A 21,321-nucleotide genomic window follows, 5' to 3' on the forward strand; every position below is an offset into this window, starting at 1 on the left:
AAAGATAACTGTGGCGAGGGAGCTTGCTCCCGCTCGGCTGCGCAGCAGTCGTTGTTTTTGGGACGGCTTTGCCGTCCAGCGGGAGCAAGCTCCCTCGCCACAGCATTTGCGTCAGTTACAGCTTTTCCAGCACCTCGATCACTTCGCCAAACCCCGGTCGCGCCAGCAAATCCGGCTGACAGCAACGCTGTTCCAGCGCTTGCAGACGCTCGCGCCGCTCATCGCTCAACCCCGAGTCGATGCGCGCCAGCAATTCCCCAAGCAGAATCCCGAACGCCCGCACTTCGATGCGTTGCAGCGCCCGTGTTTCCGGGTTGTCGGTGGTGGCATGGAACGACGCCGCGCCGAAATCCCCCAGCAGGCAATCGCCCTGATCGTTCAACAAAATGTTGTGGCCATAGAGGTCACCGTGGGTGATGCCCTGTTGATGCAGGTGTTCGGCCGCTGAAGCGATGCCTCGGGCAATGTTCAACGCCACCTCGGCACTGAACCGGCAATCCTCGCTGTAAACATCCCGCGAGCAACTGGCCAGGCTCGGCAATGCCGCGAGGTTGCGGAAGCTCGGGTCGATCAGTTGCATCACCAGGCCCTGTTGCCCGTCAGGATGACCGTGAATGCGGCCTTCTACGCGAATCAGGTTGGGGTGCAGGCCGGCAGTGATGCAGGCGTTCATCTCGTGCAGCGGCGAACCGTCGCTGGTCATCTCGCCTTTGTACAGTTTTACCGCGACCGGCGTGGGCGAGTGGTCGGCGCGTTGCCACAGCGCCCGGGATATCACCCCGGAAGCGCCTTCGCCCAGGCGCTCTTGCAGACGCAGCGCCGACCAGTCGATCAACGGCGTGGCCTCCAGCGCGGCGGCGTCGGCTTCGGTTTCCAGCGGGTTGCCGGCATACGCCAGCCAGGTCAGGCTCGGCAGGGTCAGCAGCCACTGCGGCAGTTCGCGCAGGCGGTTGGCGGCGATGCGGATCAGTTCCAGGCGGTGACACTGGCTCATCGACGCCGGCAGCGCTTGCAGGCGATTGCCGGCCAACAGCAGTTTTTGCAGGTACGGGCGCTTGCCCAGTTCGTTCGGCAGGCTTTCGAGGCAGTTGTCGGTCAGGATCAACCAGCGCAACAACGGCGGCAGTGCAGCGCCCGGCACGTTGCTGATGCGGTTGGCCTTGAAACCGATCATGGTCAGCGCCGCGCATTGACCGACGCACGCCGGCACCTCGGTGAAGCGGTTGTCCGAGCAGAACAGAATGCGCATTTTGGTCAGCCGATGCAGATCGTCCGGCAGGCTGCTCAAGGCGTTGCCGCTGAGGTTGAGCACCTCCAGCGTATCGGCCAGCTCGAAAATTTCCCGGGGGAACTCGGTCAGGCCGCAAGACAGGTCAAGTCGGGTAATGCCCGACAACTCGCCGGCGCGCAATTGAGCAAGGGTGTGCATGGAGTGGGTCACTGTCCAGGAAGAGAAGCGCCAGGCGCTCGGAATGGGCGACATGATAACGGCAAAGCCGGGGTTTGGCCTGACCTGAACCTGAAGAACGCCCTGATCCCGGTGGGAGCGAGTCTGCTCGCGAGGCGGAGTGTCAGTTGAGGAAATACTCGCTGACAGGACGCTTTCGCGAGCAGGCTCGCTCCCACAAAGGATCTGTGCAGGTCAGTGCACTTCCTGCAATTGTCCCAAACGGCTGCGGGTGCGGGCCAGGTCGATGGCGTTGCCGCCGAGGGCCTCGCGCAGCGGCAAGCGGCTGAGCAGGGTCAGGTGTTTGTCCTGGTCGTAGAGCACGTCGATCAGGTTGATGAAGCGTTGTTGCGCGGCCATCGAACACTCGTCCAGTTCCGGCAGATCGTCGATGATCCACTGGTCGAAGCGCCGGCACAGCTCCAGATAATCCATCACCGCTGTCGGTTGCTCACACACATCGTTGAACGTGAAAGCGACCCGACGCCCCTCACACAGGCGCGCCTGGACGTGTCGGCTGCCCACGGGCAAGGCTATGGCGGGCACCCCCTCGGGTGGCAGGTTCAGGCTCTGGCGCTGAGTCGGTGTGGCCGGCCAGACATAGTGGCCCTGGGTGAACAGCTGATGCGCGTGGTTGCTCGGGTGACTGCGGTAATCGTGCGGGCCGCCGACTTCCATCACTTGCATCCGCGCATTGATCAGGTCGATCACCGGCTTGAAACGGGCGTGATAGAGCGGATTGGGCAGCAGGCCTTCCGGCGGATAATTGGAGGTCACCAGCAGCAGGATGCCGCGCTGGAACAAGGCCTTGAACAGGCGGGTGATGAGCATCGCATCGCCGATGTCATGCACATGAAACTCGTCGAAACACAGGACCCGGCAATCGTCCAACAGCTCGTCGAGGGTCACGGCGAGGGCGTCGTCGTGTTGACGATGGTTGAACATGCCCTGATGCAGCCGGGCAAAGAATTCATGGAAATGCACGCGCTGTTTTTGCGCGGTCGGCAGCGCCTGGAAAAAACCGTCCAGCAACCAGCTCTTGCCGCGTCCGACCGCGCCATGCAAGTACAGGCTCGGCGGTGTTTGCGGGTTGGCGCCGAACAACAGGCTGGCCTGCTGCGCCATGCAGTCGATGACCCGCTGTTGGCTGTGGCTGAGGGTGTACCCCTGACCCAGGGCCTTGTGCCGGAAGTAATCGCGAATCGACTGGGCATTGGCGTCATGCCCGGCATTGGCTGGCCGGCCCTTGGCGAACCAGCGGCGCAACGCCGACCAGCGCAGGGTCAGTGGCGATCGTTTGGGCGCTCGAGAGGGCACTGTGCAGTCACTCCGTATTCATCAAACCGGCGCCCGGGAGCGCGGCGCCGTAGTGTAACCAGAGGTCGCGGCAACCTGCCATCGCGGCTCGTCGACAGTGGGCGATCACGGAACAAAACCGTGCGGGCCGTCCAGTTATTTTCAGCGATGTCTTTCGCTTTGTTGCCAATCTTTCGAAACATATCCCGGCAATTCAATGGATCCAATCGACTGGCAGATTCGTCGACCGTTGCTAACCTGAAACACAATAACGTCATCCAAGTGTTCGCTCACAAGGAATGGGCCAGTGATTGCACGTGTGGTGGTGTGCCTGCTCGGGTTACTGGCCAGCGCGGTGTTCGCGGCGGATCTTCAGGTTGAAGTCCGCGTTGACGTGCAGCGCGGTTGCCAACTGGTCGGCCAGCAGCGTGAGGCCGGCATCGAACAACTGGGCGTGCTGGATTTCGGCAGCACCGCGCGTCTCGACGATCCGGCCGGGCCACTGGGCGCGGCGTTGACCAATCAACGCTTGCCGCGCCTGGAATGCAACCCCGACACGCCGTATCAATTGCGTGTCGACGGCGGCCTGCACGGTGGCGTCGGTGAGGTTCGCTACCTGGCGGGAGCGGCTGGCAGTAAACCGATTCCGTATCGCCTGTATCAGGATGCGGCGCGGCGGGTGCCATTGGTAGTGGACGTGCCGGTCAGTGGCCGGGTGCCGGACACCGGCACCGTGGAACTGCCGCTGTACGCGCGGATCGAGCGTCTGGCGCAGGTGCCGCAGGTCAGTCGGTATTCGGATCTGCTGAAGGTCACCGTGACCTGGTGAGTGCAGAGTTTCAGGCAATCCGCTGGAGGCGGGTTGCGCAGGGAAGGGGCGTTCAATGATGAACGCAAGGTTCGCAGGCATCCTGAAGGAGTAGGGACGGGCGCAATGACAGGCAAGCACTGGATGGTCATCGCCACAGGTACGCTGCTGTTGCTCGCTGACGACGCACGGGCGGTGGTCAGTGGGCAGATACAGGCGCGGCTGATCCTGATGGCCGGCTGCGAAGTCACCAACAGTGCCACCCCAGCGATCCCGGTGAGCAACCTGGGTACGCTCGATTTCGGTCAGCAGGGGCCGACCTGGAACGCGCCGATCAAGGCCGCACTCGACGGCGACAGCAGCGGCAAACTGAATGTCGCCTGCAATCCTTCGGTCACCGGGTTTACCGTCACCATTGACGGTGGCACCCACGGTGACGGCACCACCCGCCGCCTGAGCAACGGGCGCCAGACCCTGCCTTATCAGCTGTTCCTGGATGCCTCCGGGAGCCAGCGCTACAGCATCGGCCAACAACACAATTTCGCTGTCACCAGCGGTGCGCAGATACCCATTCCGGTATTTGGCTCGGTGGTGGCGAATACCCGCGCGGTACCGGCAGGTGTCTATACCGACACGCTGACGGTGACGCTCGACTGGTAACCCCGTAGAGGACGGACACCATGCGCAAGTTTGCATCAAGGATAGGTTTGTCGTTGCTCGGCCTGACGCTGGTTTCCAGTGCCCACGCCGCCACCACTGTCACCGGCCAGATCACCGCCAGCCTGACCCTGATCAGCAGCTGTCAGGTCAACGGCGCCGGCGGTTCCACCGGGCTGAACTTCGGTGCGCTGAACTTCGGCACCGCCAACAGCCTGTTTACCACCGCCAGCGGCCAGGTGCTGGGCGGCGGTGGCGGGGCGCTGTCGATTCTCTGCTCCAGCGGTACGACACCGGTGGTCAAGGTGCGCGCGGGTGCCCACGACGGGCAATCGCCAGGCGGCGCGCGCGCGTTGTACGACGGTGTCGCCAACTACGTGCCGTACGATTTCTACACCGATGCCGGCCATTCGCAGCTGCTGCCGATTGACGGCACGATCAACCTGGCGACCAGCACCGGCGTGGCGCAGACGGTGAACATCTACGGTCAGGCTGTGGGCAAGGCCGGGCTGCCGGCGGGGACGTACACCGACACCGTCGCTGTCGAACTGACGTTCTGATGCCATGCGCCGCCAAGGCTGCGCCGCGCTGCTCCTGCTCTGTGCGGGCAGTGTGCCGCTGCCGCTGGGGGCGGCGGCCAGCCAGAGCTTTCAGGTCAGCGCCACCATCACCCCGGGGTGCCTGGTGGTGGGCGGAGTGTCGAATTACGGCGGGCTGAATTTCGGTTCCAGTTCGGCGCTGGCCACCGGCACGGTGCAAGTGGCGTTGACCGGCGGTGTGCAGTTGCAATGCACACCGGGGGTGGCACTGAACATGACGGTCGATGGCGGCCAGTACAACAGCAGCGGCCGCCATATGCAGATCAACAGCGGCAGCGCGCGTGTGGCTTATGCGCTGTTCCGCGATGCGGCTTACAGCCAGAGCCTGGGCATCGGCCAGAGCGTGGCGGTGGCCTATAGCGATGCGAACAACATCAGCCTGCCGATTTACGGCCGGGTGCAATTGCCGGGCAATCAGCCTGGGGGGACGTACAGCGACGTGTTGCAGGTGCAGCTGTCGTGGTAAGGCGACGTTTGAATGGCCGACAAGGAGCAGGTTCATGGGGGCAGTTACGTCACGGCATTCGTGGTTGCAGTACGCAATGCTGGCACTGGTCATGCTCGGGGCCGGCCCTGCGCAGGCCGCCAGTTCGGTGCTGATCTGGCCGATCGATCCGGTGCTGGAGGCCGATCAACAAGCCAGTGCGTTGTGGCTGGAAAATCGCGGCACGGAAACCGCCAATCTGCAGATCCGGGTGTTCGGCTGGAGCCAGAGCGGCTTTGCAGAGCAATACCAAAACCAGCGCGACGTGATCGGCAGCCCGCCGGTGGCGAAGATCGAGCCGGGTCAGAAGCAACTGGTGCGCCTGACCCGAACCAAGGATGTGCCGCCGGGGCAGGAACTGGCTTACCGGATCATCATCGACGAAATCCCTGCCGCCCAGCCGCCGGCTGCCGAGGGCGGCAAAACCGCCGCAGCGATTCGCTTCCAGATGCGTTATTCGGTGCCGCTGTTTGCCTACGGCGCGGGGCTGTGGAGCAAGGAAGACAGCTCGCGTGCGCGTGATCCCAAAGGTATCGGTGTGCCGCAATTGAGCTGGCGCACGGTGGCGGTGGACGGTCGGCCGTATGTCGAAGTGCGCAACCAGGGCGCGGTGCATGCGCGGCTGACTGACGTGATGATCAAACAGGGCGGGCAGAGCAAACCACTGGCCGAGGGCCTGCTGGGTTACGTGCTGCCGGGCGCGGTGATGCGCTGGCCGGCACCGGGACCTTTGGCGAGCGAGTCGGCGCTGCAGGTGCGGGTCAATGGCGGGGCGCAGGTGCAGAGTATTGCGCCGGTACGGTGAACCAAGACCCTGTGTTGAGTGGAGGACTGTGGCGAGGGAGCTTGCTCCCGCTGGGGTGCGAAGCAGCCCCAAGCCCTGTCAGGCAGTCCGCATAAACAGTTCTAACGACGGTTGCACCGCCGAGCGGGAGCAAGCGCCCTCGCCACAATGATTGCATCGTGTCGTCAATAAACCAGAGAAAGATAACTGGCTCAGGCAAGAGTGGCATCAGGAGGATCAGGTCCATTGACGGACGTAAAGCGTGTATGAGCCCAGGATGGGCTCGTCGTATTCAGCGTCCGTTGTGGCTCATGACCGGCGCGTGGTGCCTGATGTTCGTGCAACCATCCGGGGCCGGAGAACTGCCGCCGCCGCCCAGCGGCATGGAGGCTGTGAGTGATGCACAGTTGTTTCTGGAACTGGTGGTCAATCAGATGAACACCGGGCGGGTGGTGGCGGTGCAGCAGCGCGACGGGCATCTGTTCCTGCCGGCCAGCGTCTTGACTGAAACCGGGATGACGCTGCCGGGCAGTACCGGTGCGGAAGTCGACCTCGACGGCCTGCCGGGGCTGCACAGCGAGTACGACAGCGTCGGCCAGCGCCTGCTGCTGGAGGTGCCGCCGCAGTGGCTGCCGGACCAGTTCATCGGCAACCGCGAGAACTATCCGCGCACCCCGGCGCTGAGCAGTTTTGGCGCACTGTTCAACTACGACCTGTACCTCAACGACACCGACGACGCCGGCACTTATCTGGCGGCCTGGAACGAAGTGCGGCTGTTCGACAGCTGGGGCACGCTGTCCAACACCGGGCAGTACCGGCGCACCCTGTCAGGCGATTCGCTCAGTACGCTCGACAACGGCTACCTGCGTTACGACACCACCTGGCGTTACTCCGACGACGAACGCATGCTCACCTATGAGGGTGGCGACGTGATCAGCGGCGCGTTGCCCTGGAGCAACTCGGTGCGTCTGGGCGGCGTGCAGCTCTCGCGGGATTTCGCCGTGCGCCCGGACCTGGTGACCTATCCGTTGCCGCAATTTGCCGGTGAAGCGGCAGTGCCATCGTCGGTGGATCTGTTCATCAACGGCTACAAGTCCAGCAGCGCCGACCTGCAACCGGGGCCATACACCTTGACCAACATTCCGTTCATCAACGGGGCAGGGGAGGCAGTGGTGGTGACCACCGATGCGCTGGGGCGGCAGGTGTCGACCACGGTGCCGTTCTATGTCACCAGCAGTCTGCTGCAAAAAGGCCTGAGCGATTTTTCCGTGGCGGCCGGTACGTTGCGCCGCGATTACGGTTTGAAGGATTTCAGCTACGGCACCGGGGTCACCTCCGGCAGCCTGCGTTACGGCGTCAGTGACAGCTTCACCCTGGAAAGCCACGCCGAAGCGGCGGACTCGCTGACCCTCGGCGGGATTGGCGGCAACCTGCGCCTGGGCAACTTCGGCGTGCTCAACAGCGCCATCAGTCAGAGCCGCTTCGAGGGTGACGGTGGCGACCAGTTGAGCCTCGGTTATCAGTACAGCAGTCAGCGCTACAGCTTTTCCTATCAACGCCTGCAACGCCGCGACCAGTACGCCGACCTGAGCGTGGTCGACACCCCCTACGTCAGCCTCAGCCGCCGCAGCGAGCAGGCGACCCTGAGCGTCAACCTCGACCGCTGGGGCAGCCTCGGTGTCGGCTATTTCGACGTGCGCGCCGCCGACGATTCGCGCACGCGGCTGCTCAACCTGAGCTGGAGCAAACCGCTGTGGCGCAACAGCAGTTTTTATCTGTCGGCCAACCGCGAGATCGGCGACAGCAACTGGGCGGTGCAGGCGCAACTGGTGATCCCGTTCGATCTGCGCGGCAGCCTGGCGCTCAGCAGTGAACGCAGCAAGAGCGGGCAGAGTCAGCAGCGGGTCAATTACAGCCGCTCGGTGCCGACCGAGGGCGGCGTCGGTTTCAATCTGGGTTACGCCAAGGGGGATGGTCCTGACTATCGTCAGGCCGACGTGACCTGGCGCCTGCAATCGGTGCAATTGCAGGCCGGGGTCTACGGCACGTCCGACGCCGAAACGCGCTGGGCCGATGCCAGTGGCTCGCTGGTGTGGATGGATCGCCAGGTGTTCGCCGCCAACCGTATCGACGATGCGTTTGTGGTGGTCAGCACCGATGGGTTCGCCGACATTCCGGTGCGCTACGAAAACCAGCAGGTGGGTCAGACCGACAAGAACGGCCACCTGCTGGTGCCGTGGAGCAGCGCTTACTATCGCGGCAAATACGAAATCGATCCGTTGAATCTGCCGGCCAACGTGCGCAGCCCCAACGTCGAGCAGCGCATTGCCGTGCGCCGGGGCAGTGGTTATTTGTTGGAGTTTCCCCTGACCCGGGTGATCGCCGCGAGCATTGTGCTGGTGGACGCACAACAGCGTGAGTTGCCGCTGGGCGCCGGTGTGCTGCACGAGCAGAGTGGCGCGCGCACGGTGGTCGGTTGGGATGGCCTGGTCTATCTGGAAAACCTGCAGGCGCAGAATTCGTTAGAGGTGTCTCTGGCAGACGGCAAGACCTGCAAGGCGCAGTTCAGTGTAGATATGCAGCAAAGCCAGGTGCCGTTGATCGGCCCGTTGGTGTGTCAGTGATCGCGGCCCGGATCTGCCTGTGCCTGGCGTTGCTGTTGCCGGCGGCGGCGCAGGCCTTGTGCTCGGTGGTCAGCACCACGCCGGCGGCGTTCGGCTCGCTCAGTTCGATTGCCGTGCGCACCACGACCCAGCCCAGTTCCACGCTGAATGCCGGGTTGAGCTGCACCGGCTCGCTATTGTCCCTGCTGACCAGCAACGATCACTTCTACGCCACCATCTCCTCGACGCAGAGCGGGCTGCTCGGACCGACCGGCGACGTCATCGGCTACACGATCTACGCCAATAACAGCACCAGCTACCCGGTCACCCGTGGTACCGCCTTCGACTTCGCCCGCAACGGCATCATCGACGCCTTGGGATTGCTCAACGGCACCACGCCGAAAACCGTGCCGCTGTACTTGGGCACGACCATTGGCAGTAACGTCGCCGCCGGGGTCTATACGGAAACCCTGAGTATTTTCTGGAACTGGAATTACTGCTCCGGGCTCGGTGTCGGCAGCATCTGCCTGGGGCGCGATATCAACAGCGGTACCGCGACGCTGACGGTGAACCTGACCGTGTCCAACGATTGCACGATTACTGCGCCGAACATCGCCTTCGGCAGCGCGCCGGTGATCAGCGCGTTTACCCCGGTGACCGGGCAGACGATCAATCTGGCCTGCACCAAGGGCAGCGCCTACACCGTTGGCCTGAGCGACGGACAGAACCCGGTGAGTGTCGGCGGCCGGCGGCGGATGATTTCCGGGAGCAATTACCTGGCCTACGACATTTTCAAAAGCGCCGGCACCACCCGGTGGGGCAGCGTGGGCAGTGCGCGCCGGTCCAGCACGGATGCCGAGGTCAATCCGGGGAATGGGCTGGGCACCGGGAGCCAGATCTTCAATTACAACGCGAAGATCTACACCGACCAGACCACGCCGCCGGCGGGGACGTATCTGGATAATGTGGTGCTCGACGTGGGGTTCTGAATTTACACGGGCCTTGTAGGAGTGAGCCTGCTCGCGATAGCGGTGTATCAGTCCGATCTGATGTAACTGACCGAAAGCTATCGCGAGCAGGCTCACTTCTGCAGGGGAATGGTGGGGTTTCAGAATGGCATTGATTGCTTCAGTTGCTGCGCCGCCGGCGAGTCAGTCGGGCTGACCATCGCATAGTTGTACCCGCCACCGGACCAGTAATCGGCCTGCAAATCACCATCGCTGCGACTGCCCCGTGGCAGGAAGGTGTTCTTCGGCCCCGGTGGGCGCACGTAGAAACTGACCTTGTGGCCGCTGCGATCCTCGTACATCACCATCGCTGCCGGGCCTTCGTCGGTGCTCAGCAGGCGACCGCTGACCGGTTCGAACCCGGCGGACCTCAGGTCCGGTAAACGACTGGCCTGAGTGAAGTAACGGTCGAGCCAGCGCTGCATGTCTCCGTCAGTGTCGACCTTGTAGTCCGCCGGCAAAATCCCTTGCTGGGCAATCAGCCGATAGGCCTGCAAGGCATCGGTCATCGGTAGCACGGAGGCACGCGCCAGCGTCATTTCTCGTGCCTGCCAGCCACTGAATCCGCCGATGCCGACGGCGATCAGCAACACCGCCGCGCTGGCCAGGTGCCGCCGCGACTGACGCTTGAGGCGCTGGCGAATCAGTGCCGGATCGAGCGCCGGATTGGCCGGTTGCTGCAAGGCACCGCCCAGCGCCGCCCGCAATTGCTGGGCGCCCTGTTGCCAGGCGCGCACCTGCGCGGCGGCTTCCGGGTGGTTGGCCAGCCAGGCGTCGAGGACGCGCCGGTCGGCCGCGCTGAGTTGGTGATCGACGTACGCGTGCAGGTCGCGCTCGCTGGGGGGCATGCTGATCATTTGAGTATCCGCAAAGAAGGGCTGCTGATTTCGCCGTCACTCAGTTGGCGCAACGCCTGGCGCGCGCGGGACAGACGTGACATCACGGTGCCGGTGGGCACGTTGAGGATGTCGGCGACTTCCTGATAGCTCAGGCCTTCCACCGAGACCATCAGCAACAGAGCGCGCTGCTCGGTGGGCAGACGATCGAAGGCTTGCAGGGTCGATTGGGCGATCACCGTGCGCTCGGTCGACGGCTCGGCGTCATCGCGACCGGTGAAGAATTCGAGCATTCGCGCATACCGCCGGGAGCGCCGATGGGCGTCGAGAAACTGCCGATAGAGAATCGAAAACAGCCACGCGCGCACGTCGCCCTCGGCGCGTTTACTGCCCCAGGCGGACAGAGCCCGCTCGAGGCTGGCCTGCACCAGATCGTCGGCGCTGCTGCTGTTGCGGGTCAGCGACAGGGCAAAGCGGCGCAATCTGGGAATGATTTCTTTCAACTGTTCGTCGAATTCGCTCATGAATTTCTGCTAGTCACTACGCTGTGGACTAGGGAGACGTCTGCCGTTCGAGGTTATTCCACGTTCGGAAAAATAAATACCGGGTCATGGAATAAATCCTGTTGGGGTGCGTCTTGCTGATTCTTCCTACTTGTGGCCGATGGCCCTGGAGTTTTTCATGGTTGATCGCACTTCACCGCCGGGCAGGCCGCCGCGTCCGCCCTTGAGCGCCGCGAGCACAGTGCTGCGCCTGACGGCCATTGCCGTGGTAGTTGGCGCAGTGGCCGGGGCGTTTGCCTACGTGCACGGTAATCTTGACCCACAACGTCTGACGCCCAAGGCGCTGGTCGATGTGCTGGAGAAAAACAACGGCGTGCACCCCGGGTTTCGTCGCAATCACGCCAAGGGCGTGTGCGTGATCGGGCATTTCGAGAGCAGCGGCGAGGCGCGGGCGTTTTCTTCCGCGCAGGTGTTCAACGAGGCGCAGACCCCGGTGATCGGGCGTTTCGCATTGCCGGCCGGCAACCCCTACGCGCCGGACAGCAGCGTGCCGATCCGCAGTCTGGCGCTGCGGTTCACTCAGGCCAACGGTCAGCAATGGCGCACCGGGATGAACAGCATGCCGGTGTTCCCGGTCGGCACCCCGGAGGCGTTCTACCAATTGCAGCAGGCGCAGTCGCCGGACCCGGCCACGGGCAAACCGGACCCTTCGAAAGTCCCGGCGTTCTTCGCCGCGCACCCGGAAGCCGTGCCGTTCCTGACCTGGGTGAAGACCGCCAAACCGTCGGCCAGCTACGCCACCGAAACCTACAACAGCGTGAATGCGTTCTATCTGGTCAACGCCAGTGGCCAGAAGCAGGCAGTGCGCTGGAGTGTGACGCCACTGGCGCGCGATGCCGCCGGTGCCACGGCGCCGGAGGGCGCGGATTTTCTGGAGAAGGACCTGGTGCAGCGGCTGGCCCAAGGCCCATTGCGCTGGCAATTGAACATCACCCTGGCCAATCCCGGCGATCCGGTGAACGACGCCAGCAAAAGCTGGCCCGAGGGGCGCAAGGTGATCAATGCAGGCACGCTGGTGCTGGAGAAGACTCAGCCGCAGCTCAGCGGCGAATGCCGTGACATCAATTACGATCCGCTGGTGCTGCCCGCCGGCATCGAAGGCTCCGACGATCCATTGCTCGCCGCACGTTCTGCCGGTTACGCCGATTCCTACCTGCGGCGCACCAGTGAAGTCAGCCAATTGCCCGCCGCCCGACAGGAGGCTCGCCCATGAGCACGCAACCGACTCATTTCGCGCTGTTGGCGCGGCTGCTGCACTGGCTGATGGCACTGATGATCATCGCCATGTTGTTCATTGGCGCCGGCATGGTCACTTCGGTTTCGCAACGGCATGAATGGCTGATTCATCTGCACAAACCGCTGGGTATCGCGATTCTGTTGCTGGTGGTGGTGCGCCTGTTGGTGCGGTTTTCTACCCGACAGCCGCCGCTGCCAGCCGATCTGCCGGGCTGGCAGGTGATGGCAGCCAAGGCGTCGCATGTGTTGTTGTACGCCTTGATGCTGGTACTGCCGCTGCTCGGTTGGGCGATGATCAGTGCGTCGGGCGAGCCGGTGATGCTCAGCACTACGTTGCAATTACCGTCGATTTTGCCGGCCGATGCGCAGCTGTTTGCCGTGCTGCGCAAGGCGCATGGTTATCTGGCGTATCTGTTGTTCCTGACGGTGCTGTTGCACCTCGCGGCGGCGTTGTTCCACGGTTGGGTACGTCGCGATGAGGTGCTCGACAGCATGCTGCGCGGTCGGGATCGCGGCTAGCCTGCCTGGGTGGCGCATCGCTGGATGCGCCACTTTCCAAGGCCACCCGTCGCCTTGCGGGGCAGGGATCAGCGCAGGGTATCAACCATGTCGGCGATGGTGGTCAGCACGTCTTTGCCCAACTGTTTGGAGCGCTTGCCTGACCAGCCTGTTTCTTTGTCGGGATGGTCGTCGTGGTCCTTGAACGGCATTTCCAGGGTCAGTGACAGGCAGTCGTATTTCTGACCGACTGCGTTGCAGGCCAGGGTCATGTTGGCCTGACCGGGTTCGTCACGGGTGTAGCCGTATTTGGTCTGGAAGTCTTTGGTGGTGTGCTTGAGGTGCGTGCGGAAATGCTCTTCGAGCTTCTCGATGCGCGGCGTGTACCCCGGGTTGCCTTCGCAACCGGCGGTGAATACGTGGGGGATTTCCTCGTCACCGTGTACGTCGAGGAACAGATCGACGCCGTACTTTTCCATCTGCTGCTGCACGAAAAGTACTTCAGGGCTGACGTCCTGACTGGCGCTCTGCCAGGCGCGGTTCAAGTCCTGGCCCATGGCGTTGGTGCGCAGGTGACCGTGGAAGGCGCCGTCCGGGTTCATGTTCGGCACCAGATACAGGTCGGCGCTGGCGAGCAGTTTGTTCAGCACCGGGTCTTCGTGGCGTTCCAGGCGCTCGATCACGCCTTCCATGTACCATTCGGCCATGTGTTCGCCGGGGTGCTGCTGAGCGATGATCCAGACTTTGCGCTGGCCTTCGGCGCCGCTGCCCTTGCGCAGCAGTTGAATGTCTCGGCCCTCGACGCTCTTGCCGGTGGCCAGCAGTTCGGTGCCGGCCTTGGTCAGCGCCTGCTCGATCAGCCAGTCATGACGACCGCGGCTGTAAGGTTCGAAGTAGGCGAACCAGGCATGGGTCTGCTCGGCTTCGAGGCAAAAGCGCAGGCTGTCGCCTTCGAAACTGGTAGGAATGCGGAACCAGTTGACGTGGTCGTAGGAGGCAACTGCCTGATAGCCGGTCCAGGCTTTGTTATAGGAGGACTGGCTGGCGTTGACTAGGCGAAACCAGTGTTCCTGATGAACATGCAGGCCGCTGGCCTTGAAGTGGAACCACTGGAAATGGGCGCTGCGGGTGTCCGGGCGAATGGCCAGAACCGGGTTGAGCGGATTGGAGATGTCGATGACTTGAATGTTGCCGCTGTCGAAGTTGGCGCTGATGTCGAACGAAGATTTGGCCACGGTCATAATCGCTTCCTGAATATGATTTTTATGGCGGCTACTTTACACGCAAGACAGCGCTGAAACCGAGGGAAATTGCGGCTTGCGCTGGGGGGCGTCTTCCATGACGCGCAAGCAGCTTAGAGACTGTGCAATTGATTCTCAAGTGCTAATTGCCATAAGTTTGCCCCAATGCGGCCGGGCTTCGCTTGCCAAGCGATATTCTTTTGATATTATCCGCGCCATCGAATTTGCAGCACCCAAAGACTTCATTAGCCTGAAGACATAAGCCCGAAAAACGGGCAAAAAAAGACCCGGCAAAAATGCCGGGTCAAAAACCGTGATTAGCCTGATGAGGAGATAGTCCAGAAGACCGACCTAAGGTCTCTGGTCCATCGACTGATCTCGCGACCAGCTGCTTGCAATAATAATCATTATCATTTGCAAGTCAAATGTTTTTATCTGCGCGATGGGGAAAATCTTTCCTGTCCGTCTGTTGCCCGTGCGCGTCAGAGCTGTTCGCCATCGATTGAATGGTCGACCATCGCCCGCGCCATATCCACCATATGCACCACCGAAAAGGCCAGGTCGCGGCTCGCGCCTTGCAGGTTTTCGGCTGCCTTGAACGCGGTCGCCGCTGCACAGCGCAGCAGATCGGACGCGTGCACCAGGGCTTCTTCGCCACTGAGATGGCGTTTAACTTCGAAAAAACGCTCTTCGACTTCGGCTTCTGACACAGCTGGTTTCAAGTAATAGTCCAGTGCCCGCTGCGCTGCCGCGTTGCCTTGCGGGGAGGTGAACGTGGTGTCCATGTGCAGATCGGGCAAGTCTTTGCTGCTGATATTCATGGTGAAGGGTCACTCCTTGTTCGATTGAAAGTCCGTGCTTTCAGGATAGTACGATGCGTAGTTGTGACCAGAATTTAAATACTACAATATGTGTTTTGCCGGCCGAAGGCGTCGACGTAAGGTGCCCCACATGGATAAATGGATTGAGTTGGTCAAGGCCAAGATGAGTGAACTCAAAGTCACTCAAACAGAGCTCGGAGAGCGCGTCGGCATGTCCCAGGGCGGCATCGGCCATTGGCTGAACAAACGTCGCGAGCCGGGCATTACCCAAATGAACCGCGTGCTGCAGGCACTGGGCATGGACTTCCTGGAAGTGGTGCTGGTGATCCGCGAACCGCAGGAGTCCGCGGATAACGAGATGCCACTGGCGCAGAAGTACAACCCGTACTTCCGTTACCCGGTCAGTGACTGGCGCACGTCATGCGAAACGCGCGAGAGCGCAACCACAACGTATGCCCCGACGAAGGACAAGCAGCGCTTCGAACTGACGGATTATCACGCCCGTGGTGCGGCGTTCTGGCTGACGGTGGCGGGGGATTCGATGACCGCGCCCACCGGTCAAAGCATTGCCGAAGGCATGCTGATCCTGGTGGATCCGGAAGTGGAAGCGGTGCCGGGCAAACTGGTGATCGCCCAGTGGCAGGACAGCGAAGAGGCGATCTTTCGCAAACTGGACGAAGAGGGCGGCCAGCGTTACCTGGTACCGCTCAATCCGACCTGGCCGAAAGCCCTGTTCACCGACGAATGTCGAATCATCGGCGTGGTGGTTCAGGCAACGGCGCGTTTCTAGTCGGATCGATCCTCGCCAGGCGTAGGATCGATCCCTTCACTTACACGGCTTCCAGTTCAATCAAGGCGCTGCCTTCACCGACCATTTCGCCTTCCTGGCAATACAGCGCCTTGATCACGCCCGCGTGGGGTGCGCGGATGCTGTGCTCCATCTTCATCGCCTCCAGCACCACCAGTTGCGCGCCGGCCTCGACCGATTGCCCGGCCTCCACCAACACCCGCACGATGCTGCCGTTCATCGGTGCCGTCAGACCGCCCTGGTGACTGTGGCTGGCGTCAACGGCGCCGATCGGGTCGTAGGGCTCGATGCGGCGCAGCTCGCCATCCCATTGCAAATACAGTGAATCGCCCTGGCGAATGGCGCGCAGGCTTCGGCGCACACCGTCGTGCTCGACCACCAGGGCTTCGCCCGACAGTCTGGCATTGTCGGCCGTGCTCAGGGTCAGCGCGCGATCCTGGCCTTCGCAGCTCAAGTGCAAGGTGATTTCCGCCGGCAGACCTGCGCGCAAACCACTGTTCGATGCCCACGGCGAGCTCAAGTCATCGGCGCGCACCACGCCCGGCAAACTTTGCGCGAAGGCCTGCGCGGCGGCCTGCCAGAACCCGTCGCTCAATTCACCCGGCGCCGGCAACAGTTGTTCCTGATAACGCGGAATAAATCCGGTATCCAGCTCCGCAGCGGCAAAGGCCGGATGCGCGATGATCCGCCGCAGGAAGTTGATGTTGGTCTTCAAGCCACCTATCGCGAACTCGTCGAGCATGCTCAACAGGCGCAGGCGCGCCTGCTCGCGATCTTCGCCCCAAGCGATCAGCTTGCCGAGCATCGGGTCGTAGAACGGCGAGATCTCGTCGCCTTCTTCAACCCCGCTGTCGACCCGACGTCCGGGTCCTTCAGCCGATTCGCGATACAAATCCAGACGCCCGGTGGCGGGCAGGAAATCATTCGCCGGGTCTTCGGCATATAGCCGCACTTCAATTGCGTGCCCTTTGAGCGGCACCTGATCCTGGGTGATCGGCAGCGCTTCACCGCGCGCCACACGAATCTGCCACGCCACCAGATCGAGGCCGGTGATTGCCTCGGTCACCGGGTGCTCGACCTGCAGGCGCGTGTTCATTTCCATGAAGAAGAACTCGCCGCGCGCATCCAGCAGGAACTCCACGGTGCCCGCGCCGACATAACCGATCGCCTGCGCCGAACGCACCGCCGCTTCGCCCATGGCGCGGCGCAGTTCCGGCGTCAGGCCCGGCGCCGGCGCTTCTTCGACGACTTTCTGGTGGCGGCGCTGGATCGAGCAATCACGTTCGTTGAGGTACAGGCAGTTGCCGTGTTGGTCGGCGAATACCTGGATTTCCACATGGCGTGGTTTGAGCAAGTATTTCTCCACCAGCATCCGCGAATCGCCGAACGACGACTGCGCTTCACGCTGGGCCGAGGCCAGGGCTTCAGCCAGCTGGCTGACGTCCTCGACCACTTTCATGCCTTTGCCACCGCCACCGGCCGTGGCCTTGAGCAGCACCGGATAGCCGATGCGCTCGCACGCGTCACGGAAGGTTTCCAGATCCTGCGCCTCGCCGTGATAGCCCGGCACCAGCGGCACGCCGGCGGTTTCCATCAAGGCCTTGGCCGCTGACTTGCTGCCCATGGCGTCGATGGCCGAAGCGGGTGGGCCGAGGAAAATCAGCCCGGCCTGTTCAATGGCGCGGGCGAAGCCGGCGTTCTCCGAGAGAAAGCCATAACCCGGGTGAATCGCCTGCGCGCCGCTGGCCTTGGCTGCGGCGATCAGTTTGTCGATTTGCAGATAGCTGTCGGCGGCTTTGCTGCCACCCAGGTCGACGCGGATATCCGCTTCACGGCTGTGCCGCGCTTCGCGGTCGGTGGCGCTGTGCACGGCGACGGTGGTCAGGCCCAAGGCCTTGGCGGTACGCATGACCCGGCAAGCGATTTCGCCACGGTTGGCCAACAGCAGGGTGGTGAGAACAGGTGCGCTCATCAACGCGGCTCCTTGGTGGTGGTTGCGGCTTGCCAGTTCGGCGCACGCTTCTGCAGAAAGGCCCGCAGACCTTCCTGGCCTTCAGGGCTGACGCGGATGCGCGCGATGGCGTTTTCGGTGTAGCGGCGCAGGGCCGGGGTCAGTGCGCCGTTACCGACTTCGCGCAGCAGATCTTTGCTGGCGCGCATCGCGGCCGGGCTGTTGAGCAGCAGGTTGTCGATCCATTGCTCAACGGCTTGATCAAGCTCGGCGACCGGATAGCTCTCGGACAACAAGCCGATTTCCCGCGCCCGCTGCCCGCCGAAGCGTTCGGCGGTCAACGCGTAGCGACGTGCCGCACGCTCGCCGATGGCCTGCACCACGAACGGACTGATCACTGCCGGCGCCAGGCCGATGCGCACTTCCGACAGACAGAACTGCGCGTCATCGGCGCCAATCGCCATGTCACAGCAACTGATCAGCCCCAGCGCGCCACCGAACGCCGCACCTTGCACCACGGCCAGGGTCGGGATTTTCAGCTTGGCGAGGTTGTACATCAGCTCCGCCAGTTCGCGGGCGTCATCGAGGTTGGTGTGGTAATCGAGCTCAGCCGATTGCTGCATCCACGCCAGATCGGCGCCGGCGCTGAAGTGTCTGCCACGCCCGCGCACCAACAGGAACCGCAGGCTGGCGTCGCTGGCGACCTTGTCCAGCGCCAGAATCAGCTCGCGGATCATCTCGGCGTTGAACGCGTTGTTCTTTTCGGCGCGGTTGAGCCACAGGGTGGCGAAACCCCGTGGGTCGTTCTGCAGTTCGAGGGTGTTGAAATCGCTCATGAGATTCTCCCGATCACATCCGGAACACGCCGAAGCGGCTCGGTTCGATAGGCGCGTTCAACGACGCGGACAAGGCCAGGGCCAGCACATCACGGGTCTGCGCCGGGTCGATGACGCCGTCGTCCCACAGCCGTGCGCTGGAATAGTAGGGATGACCCTGCTCTTCGTACTGGTCGAGGATCGGTTGCTTGATCTCGGCTTCCTGCTCGGCGCTGAAAACCTGGCCGCTGCGCTCAGCCTGTTCACGCTTGACCTGCACCAGCACACCGGCGGCCTGTTCGGCGCCCATCACGCCGATGCGCGCGTTCGGCCACATCCACAGGAAGCGCGGATCGTAGGCCCGCCCGCACATGCCGTAGTTACCGGCGCCGAAGCTGCCGCCGATGATCACAGTGAATTTCGGCACCTTGGCGCAGGCCACCGCCGTCACCAGCTTCGCGCCGTGCTTGGCGATACCGCCGGCCTCGTATTTCTGGCCGACCATGAAGCCAGTGATGTTCTGCAAGAACAGCAGCGGAATACCGCGCTGGCAGGCCAGTTCGATGAAGTGCGCGCCTTTTTGCGCGGCTTCGGCGAAGAGGATGCCGTTGTTGGCGAGGATCGCGATCGGGTAGCCATGCAGGTGAGCAAAGCCGCACACCAGCGTGGTGCCGAACAGTGCCTTGAATTCATCGAACACCGAGCCGTCGACCAGCCGCGCAATCACTTCGCGCGCATCGAACGGCTGCTTGGCGTCGGCCGAAACCACACCGTACAACTCATCGCTGGCGTACAGCGGCGCAATCGGCGTGCGCTGTTGCACTTCGCCGAGCTTGCGCCAGTTGAGGTTGGCGATGCTGCGGCGGGCGAGGGCGAGGGCGTGTTCGTCGCTCTCGGCGTAATGGTCGGCCACCCCGGAAATCTTGCAGTGCACATCGGCACCACCGAGGTCTTCAGCGCTGACCACTTCACCGGTCGCAGCCTTCACCAGCGGTGGGCCGGCGAGGAAAATCGTCGCCTGATTGCGCACCATGATCGCTTCGTCGGCCATTGCCGGCACATACGCACCGCCCGCGGTGCAGGAGCCCATGACCACGGCAATCTGCGGAATGCCCATCGCGCTCATGTTGGCCTGGTTGAAGAAGATCCGGCCGAAGTGCTCGCGATCCGGAAACACCTCGTCCTGACGCGGCAGGTTGGCGCCGCCCGAGTCCACCAGGTAGATGCACGGCAGGCGGTTCTGCTGGGCGATGGTCTGCGCGCGCAGGTGTTTTTTCACGGTCAGCGGGTAGTACGAGCCACCCTTCACCGTCGCGTCGTTGGCGACAATCATGCACTCGACGCCTTCGACCCGGCCGATCCCGGCAATCACGCCCGCCGCCGGTACGTCTTCGCCATACACCGCGTGCGCGGCGAGCTGGCTGATTTCCAGAAACGGTGAGCCGGGATCGAGCAAACGATTGATCCGCTCGCGGGGCAGCAGTTTGCCTCGCGACGTGTGCCGTTCCTGGGCTTTTTCGCCGCCACCGCGCGCCACTTGGGCGAGCAGGGTGTGCAGGGCGTCGACCTGCTCGAGCATCGCTGCGCTGTTGGCGGCGAACTCCGCTGAACGGGGATTGAGCTGAGTGTGCAGAATAGCCATGTGCAGCTCCGTTTAGCGGGTTTCGTTGAACAGTTCACGGCCGATCAGCATGCGGCGGATCTCACTGGTGCCGGCGCCGATTTCGTACAGCTTGGCGTCACGCAGCAGGCGCCCGGCCGGGAATTCGTTGATGTAACCGTTGCCGCCGAGAATCTGGATCGCGTCGAGGGCCATTTGCGTGGCGCGTTCGGCGGTGTAGAGGATCACCCCGGCGGCGTCTTTACGGGTGGTTTCGCCGCGTTCGCAAGCCTGGGCCACCGCATACAGGTAGGCGCGGCTGGCGTTGAGCTGGGTGTACATGTCGGCGACTTTGCCCTGGATCAGCTGGAATTCGCCGATGCTCTGGCCAAACTGCTTGCGGTCGTGGATGTACGGCACGATCAGGTCCATGCACGACTGCATGATCCCGGTCGGGCCGCCGGACAGCACCACGCGTTCGTAATCGAGGCCGCTCATCAGCACTTTCACGCCGCCATTGAGCACGCCGAGGATGTTTTCTTCCGGCACTTCGACGTCATCGAAAAACAGCTCGCAGGTGTTGGAGCCACGCATGCCGAGCTTGTCGAACTTGTTGCTGCGGCTGAAGCCTTTCCAGTCGCGCTCGACGATGAACGCGGTGATGCCGTGCGGACCTTTTTCCAGATCGGTCTTGGCGTAGATCACGTAGGTGTTGGCGTCAGGGCCGTTGGTGATCCAGGTCTTGCTGCCGTTGAGCACGAAACGATCGCCGCGCTTGTCGGCACGCAGTTTCATCGAGACCACGTCGGAACCGGCGTTCGGCTCGCTCATGGCGAGGGCGCCGACGTGTTCGCCGCTGATCAGCTTCGGCAGGTATTTGGATTTCTGTTCGTGGTTGCCGTTGCGGTTGATCTGGTTGACGCAGAGGTTGGAGTGCGCGCCGTAGGACAGCGCCACCGAGGCCGACCCGCGGCTGATTTCTTCCATCGCCACCACGTGCGCCAGATAACCCAGGCCCGCACCGCCGTACTCCTCCGGCACGGTGATACCGAGCAGGCCCATGTCGCCGAATTTGCGCCACATGTCCGCCGGGAACAGGTTGTCGTGGTCGATCTGCGCGGCACGTGGGGCGATCTGATCGGCGACGAAGGACTGAACATGATCGCGCAGCATGTCGATGGTTTCACCGAGGGCGAAGTTCAGGGATGGGTAGCTCATGGGTCACCTTTTGGCTTTTTTGTAGGGTGGGGAGGGCGGTCGAACGGCT

20 protein-coding genes are annotated in these 21,321 nt (G+C 62.8%); 10 read left to right on the forward strand and 10 right to left on the reverse strand.

The genetic code is table 11. The features are described 5' to 3' along the window. Positions 1-115: 115 nt before the first annotated feature. On the reverse strand, positions 116-1,429 hold the full coding sequence (locus tag HBN98_RS14410) for a leucine-rich repeat-containing protein kinase family protein (protein ID WP_083366347.1): 1,314 nt from the start codon (positions 1,427-1,429) through the stop codon (positions 116-118). Positions 1,430-1,642: 213 nt separating this feature from the next. Next, positions 1,643-2,764 (reverse strand): cell division protein ZapE, encoded by a 1,122-nt coding sequence (gene zapE, locus HBN98_RS14415; protein WP_083366346.1) that lies wholly within the window; start codon positions 2,762-2,764, stop codon positions 1,643-1,645. 286 nt (positions 2,765-3,050) lie between these two features. Between zapE and HBN98_RS14420 the strand changes: the two genes are divergently transcribed. The 7 genes from HBN98_RS14420 to HBN98_RS14450 all read left to right on the forward strand — a co-directional run bounded on the left by HBN98_RS14420 (position 3,051) and on the right by HBN98_RS14450 (position 9,667). After that, a complete protein-coding gene (locus tag HBN98_RS14420; RefSeq protein ID WP_083366345.1) occupies positions 3,051-3,572 on the forward strand; it encodes a Csu type fimbrial protein in 522 nt (173 codons plus the stop codon). Between the two features lie 105 nt (positions 3,573-3,677). Continuing rightward, positions 3,678-4,211: a Csu type fimbrial protein gene (locus HBN98_RS14425; RefSeq protein ID WP_064586947.1), complete on the forward strand. Its 534-nt coding sequence runs from the start codon at positions 3,678-3,680 to the stop codon at positions 4,209-4,211. 20 nt (positions 4,212-4,231) lie between these two features. Continuing rightward, positions 4,232-4,768 carry a Csu type fimbrial protein gene (locus tag HBN98_RS14430; protein ID WP_027614606.1) on the forward strand — a complete coding sequence of 179 codons (537 nt, stop codon included), beginning with the start codon at positions 4,232-4,234 and terminating at the stop codon, positions 4,766-4,768. Between the two features lie 4 nt (positions 4,769-4,772). Beyond that, positions 4,773-5,273 (forward strand): Csu type fimbrial protein, encoded by a 501-nt coding sequence (locus HBN98_RS14435; RefSeq protein WP_083366344.1) that lies wholly within the window; start codon positions 4,773-4,775, stop codon positions 5,271-5,273. A 34-nt stretch (positions 5,274-5,307) separates the two neighbouring features. Beyond that, positions 5,308-6,096, forward strand: a complete 789-nt coding sequence (locus HBN98_RS14440; RefSeq protein WP_083366343.1) for a fimbrial biogenesis chaperone — start codon at positions 5,308-5,310, stop codon at positions 6,094-6,096. Positions 6,097-6,341: 245 nt separating this feature from the next. Then, complete coding sequence (locus HBN98_RS14445) at positions 6,342-8,699, forward strand: fimbria/pilus outer membrane usher protein (protein ID WP_083366342.1); 2,358 nt, start codon at positions 6,342-6,344, stop codon at positions 8,697-8,699. Next, positions 8,696-9,667, forward strand: coding sequence for a Csu type fimbrial protein (locus HBN98_RS14450; RefSeq protein ID WP_083366341.1), 972 nt, complete (start codon positions 8,696-8,698; stop codon positions 9,665-9,667). The genes HBN98_RS14445 and HBN98_RS14450 overlap by 4 nt, the downstream gene beginning before the upstream one ends. 119 nt (positions 9,668-9,786) lie before the next feature. On the opposite strand, the gene HBN98_RS14455 is transcribed toward HBN98_RS14450, so the two are convergent. Beyond that, positions 9,787-10,542 (reverse strand): anti-sigma factor family protein, encoded by a 756-nt coding sequence (locus HBN98_RS14455; RefSeq protein ID WP_083366340.1) that lies wholly within the window; start codon positions 10,540-10,542, stop codon positions 9,787-9,789. Then, positions 10,539-11,045 carry a sigma-70 family RNA polymerase sigma factor gene (locus HBN98_RS14460; protein ID WP_083366339.1) on the reverse strand — a complete coding sequence of 169 codons (507 nt, stop codon included), beginning with the start codon at positions 11,043-11,045 and terminating at the stop codon, positions 10,539-10,541. Before HBN98_RS14460 ends, HBN98_RS14455 begins: the two co-directional genes overlap by 4 nt. Positions 11,046-11,202: 157 nt before the next feature. Between HBN98_RS14460 and HBN98_RS14465 the strand changes: the two genes are divergently transcribed. After that, positions 11,203-12,297, forward strand: a complete 1,095-nt coding sequence (locus tag HBN98_RS14465) for a catalase family peroxidase (protein WP_083366338.1) — start codon at positions 11,203-11,205, stop codon at positions 12,295-12,297. Next, the gene (locus HBN98_RS14470; protein WP_064586955.1) at positions 12,294-12,839 is read left to right on the forward strand and encodes a cytochrome b; all 546 of its coding nucleotides are present in this window, start codon (positions 12,294-12,296) and stop codon (positions 12,837-12,839) included. Before HBN98_RS14465 ends, HBN98_RS14470 begins: the two co-directional genes overlap by 4 nt. Before the next feature lie 68 nt (positions 12,840-12,907). Here HBN98_RS14470 and HBN98_RS14475 read toward each other — a convergent pair whose 3' ends face one another. After that, positions 12,908-14,059 (reverse strand): M14 family metallopeptidase, encoded by a 1,152-nt coding sequence (locus tag HBN98_RS14475; RefSeq protein ID WP_083366337.1) that lies wholly within the window; start codon positions 14,057-14,059, stop codon positions 12,908-12,910. Between the two features lie 482 nt (positions 14,060-14,541). After that, on the reverse strand, positions 14,542-14,880 hold the full coding sequence (locus tag HBN98_RS14480; protein WP_083366336.1) for a DUF6124 family protein: 339 nt from the start codon (positions 14,878-14,880) through the stop codon (positions 14,542-14,544). A 130-nt stretch (positions 14,881-15,010) separates the two neighbouring features. Between HBN98_RS14480 and HBN98_RS14485 the strand changes: the two genes are divergently transcribed. Next, on the forward strand, positions 15,011-15,670 hold the full coding sequence (locus HBN98_RS14485) for a LexA family protein (RefSeq protein WP_064586958.1): 660 nt from the start codon (positions 15,011-15,013) through the stop codon (positions 15,668-15,670). Between the two features lie 40 nt (positions 15,671-15,710). On the opposite strand, the gene HBN98_RS14490 is transcribed toward HBN98_RS14485, so the two are convergent. From HBN98_RS14490 to HBN98_RS14505, 4 genes are read right to left on the reverse strand one after another with little or no spacing between them, the layout of a single operon-like run. Then, complete coding sequence (locus tag HBN98_RS14490) at positions 15,711-17,660, reverse strand: acetyl-CoA carboxylase biotin carboxylase subunit (RefSeq protein ID WP_083366335.1); 1,950 nt, start codon at positions 17,658-17,660, stop codon at positions 15,711-15,713. Beyond that, complete coding sequence (locus HBN98_RS14495) at positions 17,660-18,475, reverse strand: gamma-carboxygeranoyl-CoA hydratase (RefSeq protein WP_083366334.1); 816 nt, start codon at positions 18,473-18,475, stop codon at positions 17,660-17,662. Before HBN98_RS14495 ends, HBN98_RS14490 begins: the two co-directional genes overlap by 1 nt. A 13-nt stretch (positions 18,476-18,488) precedes the next feature. Next, positions 18,489-20,096 (reverse strand): carboxyl transferase domain-containing protein, encoded by a 1,608-nt coding sequence (locus HBN98_RS14500; protein WP_083366333.1) that lies wholly within the window; start codon positions 20,094-20,096, stop codon positions 18,489-18,491. Between the two features lie 12 nt (positions 20,097-20,108). After that, the gene (locus tag HBN98_RS14505; RefSeq protein ID WP_064586962.1) at positions 20,109-21,272 is read right to left on the reverse strand and encodes an isovaleryl-CoA dehydrogenase; all 1,164 of its coding nucleotides are present in this window, start codon (positions 21,270-21,272) and stop codon (positions 20,109-20,111) included. Positions 21,273-21,321: the final 49 nt, after the last annotated feature.

It is taken from the genome of Pseudomonas koreensis (assembly GCF_012986595.1).
Taxonomy (GTDB): Bacteria; Pseudomonadota; Gammaproteobacteria; order Pseudomonadales; family Pseudomonadaceae; genus Aquipseudomonas; species Aquipseudomonas koreensis.